Source organism: Oerskovia sp. NPDC057915, assembly GCF_042887685.1.
In the GTDB taxonomy this organism is placed as follows: domain Bacteria; phylum Actinomycetota; class Actinomycetes; order Actinomycetales; family Cellulomonadaceae; genus Oerskovia.
In genome coordinates this window covers 63,944-78,670 of record NZ_JBHVOS010000001.1, presented here as the reverse complement: position 1 = coordinate 78,670, position 14,727 = coordinate 63,944, and the positions used below count along the sequence as shown (strand labels likewise).

Below are 14,727 nucleotides of genomic sequence, written 5' to 3'. Positions count from 1 at the left end.
CGACGACGCGCTGACGCGAGGACGGGCGTTCCGCGGGGCGCGGCGCCCCAGAACGGATAGCCTCGTCCTATGACGACGACCTTGTCTCTCGACGACCCCACGACCGACCCGTTCCTCGTGGCCCGCGCCGCCGCGGACCACATCGCCGAAGCCACCGGGATCGAGGGCCACGACGTCGCCCTCGTGCTCGGGTCGGGCTGGGGCGGGGCGGCAGAGCTCCTGGGCGACGTCGTCGCGGAGATCCCCACGAACGAGATCCCCGGCTTCTCGAAGCCCGCCGTCGCCGGCCACGTCGCGACGACGCGCTCGATCCGCATCGAGCGCGCCGACGGCTCGGTCCGCCACGCGCTCGTGCTCGGCTCGCGCACCCACCTGTACGAGGGCAAGGGCGTGCGCCACGTCGTCCACGGTGTGCGGACCGCGGCGGCGACCGGCGCGCAGACCGTGATCCTCACCAACGGGTGCGGCGGCCTGAACCTCGACCACGGGCCGGGCACCCCGGTCCTCATCCGCGACCACATCAACCTCACGGCCACCTCGCCCCTGGAGGGCGCGACGTTCGTCGACCTGACGGACCTGTACTCCCCCCGCCTGCGGGACCTGGCCCGTTCGGTCGACGGCTCGCTCGGCGAGGGCGTGTACGCCCAGTTCCCCGGCCCGCACTACGAGACCCCGGCCGAGGTGCGCATGGCGGGCATCCTCGGCGCGGACCTGGTCGGCATGTCGACCACGCTCGAGGCCATCGCCGCGCGTCACGCGGGGCTCGAGGTGCTGGGCATCTCGCTGGTCACGAACCTTGCCGCGGGCATCAGCCCCACCCCGCTGTCGCACGGCGAGGTCATCGAGGCCGGTCAGGCGGCCGGGCCCCGGATCAGCTCCCTGCTCGCCGAGATCGCGAAGCTGGTGTGACATGACGAACCCACAGGACTTCCTCGACGTGGACGACCCCGGCTACGAGGCAGGGCAGGGCCACGCGTCCTTCCTGGCGCAGGTCGAGGCCTGGATCGAGGCGGACCCCGAGCCCGCCGACCAGGCCGAGCTGCGCACCCTCCTCGCGGAGGCCGACTCCCCCGACCCCCGTGACCACGAGGTGCGTGCCCGGGCACGGGCCGAGCTGCGCGACCGCTTCGTCGGCACGCTCCAGTTCGGCACCGCGGGCCTGCGCGGCGAGATGGCGGCGGGCCCCAACCGCATGAACCGCGCGGTCGTGATCCGGGCCGCGGCGGGCCTCGCATCGTTCCTGCGCGACGCCCTGCCGGGGCAGACGCCGCGCGTCGTCATCGGGTACGACGCCCGGCACCACTCGCACACGTTCGCCCTCGACAGCGCCGCGGTGTTCACGGCCGCGGGCGTCGAGGCGTCCATCCTGCCCTCCGCGCTCCCCACGCCGGTGCTCGCCTACGCGGTGCGCCACCTGGGCGCCGACGCGGGCGTCATGGTCACCGCGAGCCACAACCCCCCGGCGGACAACGGCTACAAGGTGTACCTCGGCGGCCGGGTGGTCACGGACTCGGGTCAGGGCGCGCAGATCGTGCCCCCGTACGACGCCGAGATCGCGGCCGCGATCGACCGCTCGCCCGTGGCCGTGCAGGTTCCCCGCGCGACCGACGGCTGGACGGTCCTGGGGCGCGACCTCGCGCTCGGCTACGTCGAGTCGGTGGGCCGCCTGTCCGACGGCGCCGCGCGCGACCTGCGCATCGTCGCCACCCCGCTGCACGGCGTGGGAGGCGAGGTGCTCGACCGGGTCCTCCGGAACGCGGGCTTCACCGACGTCATCAGCGTCGCCGAGCAGTTCGAGGCGAACCCGCTGTTCCCGACCGTGGCCTTCCCCAACCCGGAGGAGCCCGGCGCGATCGACCTCGCGCTCGCGTACGCGCAGGACGCCAAGGCGGACCTCGTGATCGCGAACGACCCCGACGCGGACCGGTGCGCCCTCGCGGTGTACGACCCGCGCGTCGGGACCTACCAGGGGGCCGAGACCGCCCGGTCGAACGGGTGGCGCATGCTGCACGGCGACGAGGTGGGCTCGCTGCTCGGCGAGGAGATCGGCCGACGTGCGGCACAGGACCCGCCCGACCCCGCCGGCCGCAGGACCCCGTTCTTCGCGAGCTCGATCGTGTCCTCGCGGCTCCTGCGCAAGATCGCCGACAGCCACGGGCTGGGCTACTCCGCGACCCTCACGGGGTTCAAGTGGATCTCCCGGGTCGACGGCCTGGTCTACGGCTACGAGGAGGCGCTCGGCTACTGCGTCGACCCGCAGGTCGTGCGCGACAAGGACGGCATCAGCGCCGCGCTGCTCCTCGCGCAGCTCGCGAACCGGCTCAAGGCCGAGGGGCGCACGCTCGTCGACGCGCTCGACGACCTCGCCCGTGCTCACGGTCTGCACGTGACCGACCAGCTCTCGGCCCGCTTCACGGACCTCGACCAGATCCCGGCAGCCATGTCGAGGCTGCGTGCGGCGCCTCCGCGCACGCTCGCAGGCTCGGGCGTGAGCGACGTCGTCGACCTGTCCGAGGGCCTCGACGGGCTGCCGCCGACCGACGGCGTCCGGCTGCTGTCCGCGGACGGCACCCGGGTCATCGTCCGCCCCAGCGGTACCGAGCCCAAGGTCAAGTGCTACCTCGAGGTGATCGTCCCGGTCGCTCCCGACGCGAGCTACGACGACCTCACCGCGGCTCGCGCCTTCGCGCGGACCCGCCTCGACCAGGTGCGAGCGGACGTCGCAGCCGCGCTCGGCATCTGACCGCGGACGGTCCGGGCGACCTGCCCCGCACCGCGCACGACGCAGGCCGTCGCCCCCTCCACATGGAGCGGGCGACGGCCTGCGTCGTGCCCGGAGAGCCCTCCGGCGGTCAGTCGAGCGCGACCGTCGTGCCGCCCGACATGAACGAGTCGTGCAGCTCGACGCTCGCCGGCACGACGTCGGCCGGGACGTCGAACACCACGACGCCCTCGATCGAGCTGCCGGGGCCGACGTCGTCGAGGAAGCTCTCGGCGTCGCCGAGGTGGCCCCCGGCGGTGGGGTCGGCCGAGTGCTCGCGCCCCTGGGTGTCGACCAGCCTCTGCGCGCCTGCGTCGACCCTCCGGGCTGCGTCCCCGACGTTCGTCACCACGACGTGCAGCAGGACGAACTGCCCCTGGGGGTCAGCGCCCAGCAGCTCGTCTCCCACGTGCGTGACCCCCGGCTCGACGGCCATGACCGTGAACTCGAGCTTCCCGTCGCGCACGGCCGCGCCGAGGCCCGGGGCCCCCTCGTCGGGGTCGGCGGCGCCTCCCGCACCCACGGCGCCCACGGCACCTGCGGCCCCAGCGGGCGTGGCACGACCCACGAGGTTCGACGCGACCGCCATGACGACGACCAGTGCGAGGCTCGCCAGGAAGACCGTGAGGAGCCGGTGCCGGGCGAAGAACGACCTCCACGCGGCGGGGTCGGCGGGGTCCGGCTGCGCCGGGGTGGGCCGCCCGGGGTACGGCTGGTTCTGCACGCGAGGGCCTCTCGTGGTTCCGGATCGGTACGGAGCCACTCCATCGCGTCGGACCGGGTGGGCGCATCGGCTGACCGGCCATGGTCTGCGCATCGAAAGTCGCAGGCGCGCCTCGGACCGCGGACCGGTCGGGGGCGCCGCGTCGGTCGGGGGCACTCGTGACCGCGGTCGAGCGCGCCCGCCGAGCGCACCCCGGTCGCCCGCCGAGGGCGCGGGGCCCGTCAGCCCCTGAGCACGGGCTCCTCGTCGCGGGCGACGGCGGCCTTCCAGTCGGCCTTCTCGGCGCGCCAGCCCTCCTCGGTGCGTCCGCGGCGCCAGTAGCCGGACGCGGAGAGCGCCGTGACGGGCACGCCCCGGTCGAGGCGCACGTGACGACGCAGCGTGCGCACGAACCCGGCGTCGCCGTGCAGGAACACCTGGGGCTGCCCGGGCAGGAACGTGAGCGACTCGACGGCCGCGACGAGGACGTCGCCGGGCGCGCTGTCGGGGTGGGCGTCGCGGTGGACCCAGCGCAGGTCGAGCGCCCCGGGCGACGTGAGGGCCTGCTCCTCCGCCGCGGAGGCGACCTCGACCACCGCGAGGACGGGTGCGCCGTCGGGCACGGCCTCGAGAGCCGCCGCGATGGCGGGCAGGGCGCTCTCGTCGCCCACGAGCAGGTGCCAGTCGTAGTCGCCCGACGGCGCGTAGTCGCCGCCCGGGCCGAAGAAGGACAGCGCGTCGCCGGGCTGGGCGGCGGCCGCCCACGGACCTGCGAGGCCCTCGTCGCCGTGCGCCACGAAGTCGATCGCGAGCTCGCGCGCGACGGGGTCCCACGAGCGGATCGTGTAGGTGCGCATCGGCACGCGCCCCTCGGGGCCGGCCGCGTCCGGGAAGAGCAGCTTGACGTAGCGGTCGGTGTACGGGCCGGCCTCGAAGCCGTCGAGCCCCTCTCCCCCGAGGACCACGCGGATCATGTGCGGCGTGAGGCGCTCGGTGCGCACGACCACGGCGTGGGTCGCGACGCGCTCGGGCTTGCGGGGGGCAGGGTCGGTCATTCGGTCCTCCAGGGTGCGCTCCGCCCGCGATGGCGAAGTGAGGCTAGCCTAACCCCGGAGACGCCGAGAGGTGACCGCCCGTCCGGGCACGGTCACCCCTCGATCCGTCGGGTACGGGTCAGTAGCCCGCTGCGCCGCCCTCGGCCGGCTCGACGCCGTCGAAGCCCGCGAGCACCGCGGCGGTGCCCGACAGGCCCAGGCGCGTCGCACCGTGCTCGATCATCGCGAGCGCGTCGGCGAGCGTGCGCACGCCCCCCGAGGCCTTGACCCCGAGGCGTCCGCCGACCGTCTCGGCCATGATGGACACCGCGTGCGTCGAGGCGCCGCCTGCCGGGTGGAAGCCCGTGGACGTCTTGACGAAGTCGGCGCCGGCGGCCTCCGAGGCGCGGCACGCCTCGACGATCTCGTGGTCCGTCAGCGCGGCGGACTCGATGATGACCTTGAGGACCGTGGGGGCCGGGACGGCCGCACGGACGGCTGCGATGTCGGACTGGACGTACGCCCAGTCGCCCGCCTTGGCGGCACCCAGGTCGATGACCATGTCGACCTCGTCGGCACCGTCGGCGACCGACCGCGCGGCCTCGGCGGCCTTGACGTCGCTGTGGTGCGTCCCGGACGGGAACCCGCACACGGTCGCGATCTTCAGGCCCTTGCCGTCGAGCGGCAGGACCGACGGCGAGACGCACACCGAGTAGACGCCGAGCGCGACGCCCTCGTCGACGAGCGCCTCGAAGTCGGCGCGGGTCGCCTCGGGCTTGAGCAGGGTGTGGTCGACGAACTGCGCGAGGGACGCGCGGTCCAGCGGGGACGTGCCGGGGGTGCTCACAGCTGTGCTCCTTGGATCTCCTGGTAACCGGGAAGGATGACGTCGTCGACGAGCGCGCGGCGCTCGTCGTGGTGGATGAAGGCGCTCCACGCGGCCGTGGCCGTGACGTCGTAGAGGTCCTCGAGCGTCCAGCCGGCCTGCTCGACGAGCAGCGTCATCTCGTGCGTCATGGACGTGCCGGACATGAGGCGGTTGTCCGTGTTGAGCGTTACCGCGAAGTCGAGCTCCTTGAGGCGCGTGATGGGGTGCGCCGCGATCGAGGTCGCCGAGGCCCCGGTCTGCAGGTTGGAGACCGGGCACAGCTCGAGCGGGATCTGGTGGTCGCGGACCCAGTGGGCGAGCTGGCCCAGGGCCGCGGTGCCGTGGTGCTCGTCGAACGAGATGTCCTCGACGAGGCGCACGCCGTGCCCGACGCGCGAGGCCTGGCCCAGGTGGACGGCCTCGGCGATCGACGAGACGCCCGAGGCCTCGCCGGCGTGGATCGTCACGGGGAAGTTCTGGTCCGCGAGGTAGCGCCACACGTCGGGGAAGCGCGAGGGCGGGAAGCCGTCCTCGGCGCCCGCGATGTCGAACCCGACGACGCCGTTGCCCCGGTTGGCCACGGCGAGCTCGGCGATCTCCTGCCAGCGGTCGGCGTGCCGCATCGCGGTCACGAGCTGGCCCACGCGGATCGTGCGACCCTGCGCGGCGGCGAGGGCGACGCCCTCCTCCAGGCCTGCCTGGACGGCGTCCACCGTGTCCTGCAGGCTCAGACCGCCGCGCAGGTGCTGCTCGGGGGCCCACCGCTGCTCGGCGTACACGACGCCGTCGGCCGCGAGGTCCAGCACGGACTCGCGTGCGACACGCACGAGAGCCTCGCGCGTCTGCATCACGGCGATCGTGTGGTCGAAGGTCTCGAGGTAGCGCACGAGCGAGCCCGAGTCGGCCGACTCGACGAACCAGGCGCCCAGGGCGTCGGCGTCCGTCGCGGGCAGGTCGTGCCCGATCTCGGCGGCGAGCTCGATGATCGTCCGGGGCCGCAGCCCACCGTCGAGGTGGTCGTGCAGGACGACCTTGGGGAGCGCGGCGATCGCCGCGACGGTCTCGCTCACGGAGGAGGGTGTGGAGGTCATGGGGCTCACGCTACCGGGCCCGGGGCGGGCGCACGCGACGGCGGTGCGGGTCCCGAGGTCACGGGTGCGTCACGGGTGCGTCGGGCCTGGCTCAGGCCCGGCTCACTCGCCGGTCGCGTCGTCGCCCTCGTCGAGCGGCACGACCGACGCCTGCTCGACGACGTCGGCCTCGTCCGCCTCGCCGTCGAGGTCCGGGCGGGGCGTCCGCGGGCTGTAGTCCTCCGCGTCGTCCGCGTCGGAGGACTCGACCGGGGGCGTCAGCTCCTCCTCGACCAGGTTCTTCGGGGCGTCGTCGTCGGGTGCGACCAGGCCGGCGTCTCGCCAGGAATCGGTACCGGGGACCGTGCTCATGGTGAGCTCCTCTCGTCTCTCCCCATCGTCACCCGACGCGGCGCGACCCGCCAGCCCGTCCCGCGGGCACGACCGCCCAGGTGACGTGCGACCAGCCGCCGAGCGCGCGCCGCACGCCCCGGCCGGGCTCGCCGTCCTCGCCGACCCCGGCCAGGAGGTCGGCGACGCGCAGGCGGTGCAACGTCCCGGACGACGGCTCGTACACCGAGCACGACCGACCGCCGAACGGTGCGGCGGCGTCCGTCCGCGGCTCCTGCGGGCCGCTCACGCCCGCGAGCAGCACGACGTGGCGCGGCACGGCCGTCGACCACCCCGTCCCGACGTCCCCACCCGTGTACAGGGGCACGGGCACGCCCGCGGCGGCCGAGCGCAGCGCGCTCGCGAGCACCCGGTCCGTCGTGCCCTCGCCCGCCACGATGCGGTGGGTGTACCGCACGTCGGCGTAGCGGGCGTCGCGGGCGGCCGTCCAGGGCGGCGTGCCGAGCCCGGTGGGCCACGGGAGGGGGCCGAGCGCCGCGTGCGTCGTGCGCGCCTGGAGGAGGCGCTGGAGCGCGGCGAACCTGCCCGACGACGTCTCGAGCTCCCGGGCGGTCGCGTCGACCTCTCCCTCGGTCACCACGTGCGCGCTCGCCCCTCGGGAGACGTCGGCACCCGCGACGAGCCACAGCCCGACCACGGGGTCGCCCGCCGCGGCGAGGACCGCGAGCACGGCCGAGCCGCACGTCGTCCCGTCGACCTGGACCGCGCGGGCGCTGCCGAGCACGAGCGGCTCGCCGAACCGCGCATCAGGTCCTGGCGCGGGTGAGCCGTCCCCGGGCGCACCGGGCGCCGGCGGGGCGGGGACGGCCCGGCGCAACGGGTCGAGCACGTGCGCCCGCTCCCACGGTCGCAGCGTCGAGAGCGCGTCGACGAGGCGGTCGGCGACCTGGTCGGGGTGACCCGCGCGGCGCGCGAGCCGACGGACGACGGGTGCGGCGCCGTCGAGCCCGGGGACCGCGTAGCGGCCCGACGGCGGCGCGGGCGGCAACGGCCCCCGCCCGGCTCCGACAGCACGCAGGACCTGGGTCAGCTGGAGGTCGGCGAGGATCATCCGGACAGCCTGCCATCCCCTCCGCTCCTGCGACGACCCGCCCTCACAGCAGGCTCGCGAACGCGCTCGCCGCCCCCAGGACCCCGAGGAGCCCCACGAGCGACGCGACCCGCGCGAGGAAGCCCCAGGAACGCAGCCGACCGTCCCGCGGGAGACCGCCCGACGGCGGCCGCAGCACTGCGGGCACGAGGGTCGCGACCGCGAGGGCGCCCGCGAGCACGGACAGGACGGGCTGACCCACCCGCAGGTTCACGGCGGCCAGCAGGACCGACCCGATCACGACGCCGAGGACCGTGCGCTGCCAGGCGAGCGCGGTGCGCTCGGGCTGCAGGCCGGGGTCGCGGGCCGGCGACGTCACGCCCGCCAGACCTCGGTGACCGCGTACCCGGCCACGAGCAGCGCGAGGACGAGCACGCCCGCGACGAGCACCGGGAGCCCCGTCGGCGCGGGCAGGGGCTCCCCGCGCCGGATGGCCCGTTCGTTGCGCCGCCACGCGAGCAGTGCGTAGGCCGCGAAACCCGCCCCCGCGAGGCACGCGACCGCCGCGATCACGTCGACGAAGCCCGACATGCTCGCGAGCGACGCGAACGACGTGAGCGCGACACCGCCCGCGACGAGACCGAGCCCCGTGCGCACCCAGGCCAGCGCGGTGCGCTCGTTGGCCAGGCTGAAGCGGATGTCGGGCTCCTCGCCCACGCCGTACACCGAGCGCGGACGACGGCCGTCAGACGGGGGAGCCCCCGGGCCACGCGTCGCCGCGTCGTCCGAGGGCTCCCCCGCCTGCGCCGTCATCTCAGCTCAGCCGGTCGAGGATCAGGGCCGGGGTCTCGACGACCGTGCCCGGGTCCGCGACGCCCCACGCCCCGTCGAGCGCCTCGACCGCACGGTCGAACCGCTCGGGGGTGTCGGTGTGAAGGGTCAGCAGGTGCTGCCCCTTCGTCACGACGTCCCCCGGCTTGGCGTGGATCTCGATCCCAGCACCCGCCTGCACCGGGTCCTCCTTGCGCGCACGCCCGGCGCCCAGGCGCCAGGCCGCGACGCCGACGCCGAACGCGTCGAGGTGCGAGAGCACGCCGTCGCGGTCCGCGACCACGTGCTCCTTCTCGCGTGCGACAGGCAGCGGTGCACGCGCGTCGCCACCCTGCTCCGCGATCATCTCGCGCCACTTGTCCATGGCCCGGCCGTTGGACAGCGCGTGCCGGACCTCTTCCTCCGGGACGGGCTTGCCCGCAGCGGCGAGCATCTCGACCGCGAGCGCGACCGTGAGGTCCACGACGTCACGCGGGCCACCGCCCGAGAGCACCTCGAGGGTCTCGCGGACCTCGAGCGCGTTGCCCGCCGTGAGGCCGAGCGGCGTCGACATGTCGGTCAGCAGCGCGACCGTGCGCACGCCCGCGTCGGTGCCCAGGTCCACCATGGTGCGCGCGAGCTCGCGCGCCTGGTCGAGGTCCTTCATGAACGCCCCGGAACCGACCTTGACGTCCAGGACCAGAGCCCCTGTGCCCTCGGCGATCTTCTTGCTCATGATCGACGACGCGATGAGCGGGATCGCCTCGACCGTGGCCGTGACGTCGCGCAGCGCGTACAGCTTGCGGTCCGCGGGCGCCAGCCCGGAGCCCGCCTGGCAGATGACCGCGCCCACGTGCTCGAGCTGGTTCATCATCTGCTCGTTGGTCAGCGCAGCACGCCAGCCCGGGATCGACTCGAGCTTGTCGAGCGTGCCGCCCGTGTGCCCCAGACCACGCCCCGAGAGCTGCGGCACGGCCACGCCGAAGACTGCGACGAGCGGCGCGAGCGGCAGCGTGATCTTGTCGCCCACCCCGCCGGTCGAGTGCTTGTCCGCGGTGGGCCGCGAGAGCGCCGAGAAGTTCATGCGCTCGCCCGAGGCGATCATCGCGGCCGTCCACCGGCCGATCTCCGTGCGGTCCATGCCGTTGAGCAGGATCGCCATGTTCAGGGCGGCCATCTGCTCCTCGGCCACGACGCCACGGGTGTAGGCGTCGATGACCCAGTCGATCTGCTCGGCCGACAGCCGGCCCTTGTCCCGCTTGGTGCGGATGACGTCGACCGCGTCGAACGACTCGGTCTGCTTGTCGGGCAGCGCGCCGGAAGCGCCTGCCGGGATGCTCTGCGTGCTCATGCTCGCTCCACCAGATCCTCGGGCCCGAACGCATCGGGCAGTACGTCGCTCATGGGCTTGATGCCACGGGTCGTCTCGACGAGCAGCGCGGGGCCGCCGTGCTCCCACAGGAGCTGGCGGCACCGCCCGCACGGCATGAGCGTGTTGCCGTGACCGTCGACGCACGCGAACGCCACCAGGCGACCGCCCCCGCTCCCGATCAGGTCGCTCACGAGCGAGCACTCGGCGCACAGCGTGACGCCGTACGCGGCGTTCTCGATGTTCGCGCCCGTGACCAGGCGGCCGTCGTCGACGAACGCCGCCGCACCGACCTTGAAGGACGAGTACGGCGCGTACGCCTTCTCCATCGCGCCCCGCGCGGCGACGCGCAGGGCCTGCCAGTCGAAGCGGTCGCCCGCGTCGGTCGTCGTGCCGCTGCTCTCGCTCACGCGCTCACCCCTTCACGTACGGCTGGCCCGCGGCCGCAGGGCCACGGACGCGGCCGACGAGGCCGGCCACCGCGAAGATCGTCACGACGTACGGGAGCATCAGCATGAACTGGTTGGGGATCGGCGTCTCGAGGACGCCGAGCACCTGCTGGAGCTTGTCGGCGAAGCCGAAGAGCAGCGCGGCGCCCAGGGCACCCCACGGGCTCCACCGGCCCAGGATCATCGCGGCGAGCGCGATGTACCCCTTGCCGGCCGTCATCTCCTGCCCGAAGGCACCCACGGAACCGATCGTGAAGAACGCACCGCCGAGGCCCGCGACCATCGACCCGAGCAGGACGTTGCGCCAGCGCGTGCGGTTGACGTCGATGCCGACCGTGTCCGCAGCCTGCGGGTACTCGCCGACCGAGCGGACACGCAGGCCCCACTTGGTACGGAACAGCGCGATGCTGATCACGACCACCGCGACGTAGAGCAGGTAGACGATGATCGACTGGCGGAACAGCACCGGGCCGATGATCGGGATCTCCGACAGCAGCGGGATCGGGAGCGTCGGCAGGCGCGGCGGGGTGTTGAGCGTGGCCGCGTCGTTCTTGAGGACCGAGCTGAACAGGAAGCTCGTCAGACCGACCGCGAACACGTTGAGCACCACACCGACGATGATCTGGTTCACGTGGTACTTCACGGTGAACAGCGCCAGCATCGCTCCGATCAGCAGCCCGGCGAGCGGGGCGGCGACGAGCCCGACGTACGCGTTGCCCACGACCGAGGCGAGCACCGCGGCACCGAAGGCGCCCGTCAGGAGCTGCCCCTCGATCGCGATGTTCACGACGCCGGCCCGCTCGTTGAGCAGACCACCGAGGGCGCCGAACGCGAGCGGGACCGCGAGGAGCAAGGACCCCTGGAGGAGGCTCACGATCGACGTGCTCTTGTCCGCCACGGCCCAGACCAGGAACGTCAGGACCCACAGGACACCGAAGACCGCGAGCACCCAGCGGCCGACCGGCTGGTCCGCGCGGACCCGGACGTACGCGTAGCCCGCGAGCAGGAGGCACAGGACCGAGAGCACGATCGCGGTCGCCCGGGTCGGGACGGCGACCGGGTCGAACTGGAGCAGGTCGGCGCCCGTCGAGATGCCGAACGTCGTGACCGAGCCGGCAGGCCCCAGGAGGCCGAAGAGGACGAACGAGAGGAGCCCGAAGACGCCCAGCGTGATGGGGAGCTTCCAGCTGCGGGCCGCGGTGACGGCGGCGACCTGGGTAGCGGGTGCAGCGACGGCGCTCATGCGCTGACTCCCTTCATGATGACGGGGTTCGGGGCAGGCAGACGGAAGATCGCCCGCACGAGCGGCGGCGCCGCGATGAAGAGCACGACGAGCGACTGGATCACCAGGACGATGTTGATCGAGGTCCCTGTCGAGGCCTCCATCGCGCGCCCGCCCACGTTGAGCCCGGCGTACAGCAGACCGGCGAAGAAGATGCCGAGCGGCTTGGACCGTCCCAGGAGCGCGACCGTGATCGCGTCGAACCCGATCGAGCCCGCGATACCTCCCGTGAGGGCCTTCTCGGTGCCGAGGATCTGCACTGCGCCCGCCAGCCCGGCGAGGGCGCCGGAGACGACCATGACCAGGACGAACGACGACGCGACGCCCATGCCCGCGGTGCGTGCGGCCTGCTGGTTCGAGCCGACGGCCCGGAAGCGGAAGCCCCAGGTCGAGCGCGTCATGAGCCACCACACGAAGACGGCGGCGAGGATCGCGACCAGGAAGCCCGCGTTGAGGCGGAACTGGTCACCGAGGAGCAGCGGGAGCTGCGCGGTGTCCTTGACCCCGGGGCTCTTGGGCTGGTTCGACCCGGGCCGGGTGAAGGCGCTCGTCGTGAGGAACCACGCCACGAGGTAGAGCGCGACGTAGTTGAGCATGATCGTCACGATCACCTCGTGGGCCCCGGTGCGTGCCTTGAGGAAGCCCGCGATGCCGGCCCAGAAGCCGCCGGCGAGGATGCCGCCCAGGAGGGCGAGCAGCAGGTGCAGCACGGGCGGGAGGTTCCACGCGAAGCCGACGTAGCCGCCGATCGCGGCCCCCATGATGACCTGGCCCTGGGCGCCGATGTTGAACATCCCGGCGCGGAAGCCGACCGCCACGCCGAGCGCGGCGATGATGAGCGGGGTCGAGACCGTCATGGTCTCCGTGAGGGAACGGATGCCGCGTGCGAACGTCGGGGCGTCGTAGTTGTAGACCGCACCGCGGAACATGGCCGCGTAGGCCTCGCTCACCGCGGTCCAGGCCGCACCGAAGAAGTCGGCGGGCTTGGCGAACAGGTAGCTCGCCGCGGCGGTCACGTCGGGGTCCGTCACGATGATCAGGAGCCCACCGATGACCAGTGCCAGGACGAACGCCAGGACGGTCACGCCGAACGGGCCGGTCGTGATCTCGCGGAACGTCGCGGTCCAGCGCGCGGACTCGGAGCCCTCGGGCTGAGGCGTGGCCGCGCCGGCCGGCTCGGGCGCCGGCTCTCCCGTCGGTGGCGGGGCGGGCTGCTGGTCGGTCACTGGGTTGCTCCCGTCGTGTCGGTCTGGTCGTGCACCTGTGCGATGGCCTCGTCGTGCGGGACCCCGGCCATCATGAGACCGAGCACCTCTCGCGACGTCGTCGGCGGCACCACGCCGACGATCCCTCCCCGGTACATCACGGCGATGCGGTCGGCGAGCTCGACGACCTCGTCGAGCTCGGTCGACACGATGATCACGGGCGTGCCGTTGTCGCGCTCCTGCACGATGCGCCGGTGCAGGAACTCGATCGAGCCCACGTCGACGCCTCGCGTCGGCTGGCTCGCGATGAACAGCTTGAGCGGCCTCGAGAGCTCGCGCGCCAGCACAACCTTCTGCTGGTTGCCGCCCGAGAGCCGACCGACCTCCTGGCCGGGGCCCTGGGTGCGGATGTCGAACTCAGTGATGCGCTGCTCGGCGTTGCGGCGGATCGCCCCCAGGTCGAGGCCGATGCCCTTGGCGTAGGGCGGCTTGTCGTAGAGGTCGAGCACGAGGTTCTCGGCGACCGAGAAGTCGAGCACGAGCCCGTCGACCTTGCGGTCCTCGGGGACGAAGCCGATGCCGGCCTCGAGCGCCGCGTCGGGCGTCAGGCCGCGCAGCTCCTGCCCGTGCAGGGAGATCGACCCCTCCGCGGAGGGAAGCAGCCCGAGGATGGCCTCGGTGAGCTCGGTCTGCCCGTTGCCCTGCACGCCCGCGACGGCGAGGATCTCGCCCTCGGCGACGGCGAACGACACACGGTCCACGACGGCCTGACCGTTCGGCGCCAGGACCGTGAGGTCCGAGACGACGAACGTCTCCGCGCCGCGCTGCGGCGGGGCCTTGTCGAGACCGAGGGAGACGGCACGTCCCACCATGAGCGAGGCGAGCTCGCTCTCGGAGGCGGTCGGCTCCGCGGTGCCGACGACGGCGCCCCGGCGGATGACCGTGATGACGTCCGCGACGGCCTTGACCTCGCGCAGCTTGTGCGTGATGAACACGATCGAGGTGCCGGACTCGCGGAGCTGGCGCATGATCTCGATCAGCTCGTCGGTCTCCTGCGGCGTGAGCACCGCGGTGGGCTCGTCGAGGATGAGGACCTTCGCCTCACGGGCGAGGGCCTTGACGATCTCGACGCGCTGCTGCACGCCGACGGGGAGGTCCTCGACGACGGCGTCCGGGTCGAGCCCGAACCCGAACCGCGCGGACAGCTCGCGCACGCGCTTGCGGGCGGCCTCCAGGTCCAGGAAACCCCCGGCCTTGGTGTCCTCGTGGCCCAGCATGACGTTCTCGGCGACGGTGAAGACGGGCACGAGCATGAAGTGCTGGTGCACCATGCCGATACCGGCCGCCAGGGCGTCTCCCGGGCCTCGGAAGGCGCGCTCGACGTCGTCGAGCAGGATCTCGCCCGAGTCGGCCTGGTAGAGGCCGAACAGCACGTTCATCAGCGTGCTCTTGCCCGCGCCGTTCTCCCCGAGCAGGGCGTGGATCTGCCCCGGTTCGATGACGAGGTCGATGTGGTCGTTGGCGACGAGCGGTCCGAACGACTTGGTGATTCCGCGGAGCTCCAGCTTCACGTACGGTCTCCTTCGATGCACAGGCAGCCTTGCCTGCGACGTTAGCCCAAGACTGGTCGAGCCGGCCCGGCGAGGTGCCGGGCCGGCCGCCCCCCCAGGGTAAGGGGGAGGTGAACGCGCGCGCCGGGGCGGCACCACCAAAGTTCCGGCGGTTATTTTAATTA

General features: G+C 73.3%; 15 protein-coding genes. 2 read left to right on the top strand and 13 right to left on the bottom strand.

Going from position 1 to position 14,727, the window contains the following annotated elements:
* Positions 1-69 precede the first annotated feature (69 nt).
* Positions 70-909 carry a purine-nucleoside phosphorylase gene (locus ACFVQ3_RS00345; RefSeq protein WP_193719348.1) on the top strand — a complete coding sequence of 280 codons (840 nt, stop codon included), beginning with the start codon at positions 70-72 and terminating at the stop codon, positions 907-909.
* Between the two features lies 1 nt (position 910).
* On the top strand, positions 911-2,743 hold the full coding sequence (locus tag ACFVQ3_RS00340; protein WP_387633763.1) for a phospho-sugar mutase: 1,833 nt from the start codon (positions 911-913) through the stop codon (positions 2,741-2,743).
* Between the two features lie 109 nt (positions 2,744-2,852).
* On the opposite strand, the gene ACFVQ3_RS00335 is transcribed toward ACFVQ3_RS00340, so the two are convergent.
* From ACFVQ3_RS00335 to ACFVQ3_RS00275, 13 genes are all read right to left on the bottom strand, one after another.
* Positions 2,853-3,485, bottom strand: coding sequence for a DUF4352 domain-containing protein (locus ACFVQ3_RS00335; protein ID WP_387633761.1), 633 nt, complete (start codon positions 3,483-3,485; stop codon positions 2,853-2,855).
* Positions 3,486-3,706: 221 nt separating this feature from the next.
* Complete coding sequence (locus ACFVQ3_RS00330) at positions 3,707-4,519, bottom strand: siderophore-interacting protein (protein ID WP_387633759.1); 813 nt, start codon at positions 4,517-4,519, stop codon at positions 3,707-3,709.
* A gap of 118 nt (positions 4,520-4,637) precedes the next feature.
* Positions 4,638-5,345, bottom strand: coding sequence for a deoxyribose-phosphate aldolase (gene deoC / locus ACFVQ3_RS00325; RefSeq protein ID WP_387633757.1), 708 nt, complete (start codon positions 5,343-5,345; stop codon positions 4,638-4,640).
* A complete protein-coding gene (locus ACFVQ3_RS00320; protein WP_387633755.1) occupies positions 5,342-6,457 on the bottom strand; it encodes an adenosine deaminase in 1,116 nt (371 codons plus the stop codon). Before ACFVQ3_RS00320 ends, deoC begins: the two co-directional genes overlap by 4 nt.
* 102 nt (positions 6,458-6,559) lie before the next feature.
* Complete coding sequence (locus ACFVQ3_RS00315; protein WP_387633753.1) at positions 6,560-6,808, bottom strand: hypothetical protein; 249 nt, start codon at positions 6,806-6,808, stop codon at positions 6,560-6,562.
* A gap of 28 nt (positions 6,809-6,836) precedes the next feature.
* Positions 6,837-7,898 (bottom strand): hypothetical protein, encoded by a 1,062-nt coding sequence (locus ACFVQ3_RS00310; protein WP_387633751.1) that lies wholly within the window; start codon positions 7,896-7,898, stop codon positions 6,837-6,839.
* Positions 7,899-7,941: 43 nt separating this feature from the next.
* Positions 7,942-8,256: a DUF202 domain-containing protein gene (locus ACFVQ3_RS00305; RefSeq protein ID WP_387633749.1), complete on the bottom strand. Its 315-nt coding sequence runs from the start codon at positions 8,254-8,256 to the stop codon at positions 7,942-7,944.
* Complete coding sequence (locus tag ACFVQ3_RS00300; protein WP_387633747.1) at positions 8,253-8,690, bottom strand: YidH family protein; 438 nt, start codon at positions 8,688-8,690, stop codon at positions 8,253-8,255. Before ACFVQ3_RS00300 ends, ACFVQ3_RS00305 begins: the two co-directional genes overlap by 4 nt.
* Position 8,691: 1 nt before the next feature.
* Positions 8,692-10,038 (bottom strand): thymidine phosphorylase, encoded by a 1,347-nt coding sequence (locus tag ACFVQ3_RS00295; RefSeq protein ID WP_387633745.1) that lies wholly within the window; start codon positions 10,036-10,038, stop codon positions 8,692-8,694.
* Positions 10,035-10,466: a cytidine deaminase gene (locus ACFVQ3_RS00290; RefSeq protein WP_387633743.1), complete on the bottom strand. Its 432-nt coding sequence runs from the start codon at positions 10,464-10,466 to the stop codon at positions 10,035-10,037. Before ACFVQ3_RS00290 ends, ACFVQ3_RS00295 begins: the two co-directional genes overlap by 4 nt.
* Before the next feature lie 4 nt (positions 10,467-10,470).
* A complete protein-coding gene (locus ACFVQ3_RS00285) occupies positions 10,471-11,748 on the bottom strand; it encodes an ABC transporter permease (protein ID WP_387633741.1) in 1,278 nt (425 codons plus the stop codon).
* Complete coding sequence (locus tag ACFVQ3_RS00280) at positions 11,745-13,013, bottom strand: ABC transporter permease (protein ID WP_387633739.1); 1,269 nt, start codon at positions 13,011-13,013, stop codon at positions 11,745-11,747. The genes ACFVQ3_RS00285 and ACFVQ3_RS00280 overlap by 4 nt, the downstream gene beginning before the upstream one ends.
* Positions 13,010-14,563, bottom strand: coding sequence for an ABC transporter ATP-binding protein (locus ACFVQ3_RS00275; protein ID WP_387633737.1), 1,554 nt, complete (start codon positions 14,561-14,563; stop codon positions 13,010-13,012). The genes ACFVQ3_RS00280 and ACFVQ3_RS00275 overlap by 4 nt, the downstream gene beginning before the upstream one ends.
* Between the last annotated feature and the right edge of the window lie 164 nt (positions 14,564-14,727).

Excerpts from the sequence above, each read along its gene's own strand:
- ACFVQ3_RS00345 (WP_193719348.1), top strand. The coding sequence starts at position 70 with ATGACGACGACCTTGTCTCTCGACGACCCCACGACCGACCCGTTCCTC.
- ACFVQ3_RS00340 (WP_387633763.1), top strand. The coding sequence starts at position 911 with ATGACGAACCCACAGGACTTCCTCGACGTGGACGACCCCGGCTACGAG.
- ACFVQ3_RS00330 (WP_387633759.1), bottom strand. The coding sequence starts at position 4,519 with ATGACCGACCCTGCCCCCCGCAAGCCCGAGCGCGTCGCGACCCACGCC.
- ACFVQ3_RS00320 (WP_387633755.1), bottom strand. The coding sequence starts at position 6,457 with ATGACCTCCACACCCTCCTCCGTGAGCGAGACCGTCGCGGCGATCGCC.
- ACFVQ3_RS00315 (WP_387633753.1), bottom strand. The coding sequence starts at position 6,808 with ATGAGCACGGTCCCCGGTACCGATTCCTGGCGAGACGCCGGCCTGGTC.
- ACFVQ3_RS00310 (WP_387633751.1), bottom strand. The coding sequence starts at position 7,898 with ATGATCCTCGCCGACCTCCAGCTGACCCAGGTCCTGCGTGCTGTCGGA.
- ACFVQ3_RS00300 (WP_387633747.1), bottom strand. The coding sequence starts at position 8,690 with ATGACGGCGCAGGCGGGGGAGCCCTCGGACGACGCGGCGACGCGTGGC.
- ACFVQ3_RS00295 (WP_387633745.1), bottom strand. The coding sequence starts at position 10,038 with ATGAGCACGCAGAGCATCCCGGCAGGCGCTTCCGGCGCGCTGCCCGAC.
- ACFVQ3_RS00285 (WP_387633741.1), bottom strand. The coding sequence starts at position 11,748 with ATGAGCGCCGTCGCTGCACCCGCTACCCAGGTCGCCGCCGTCACCGCG.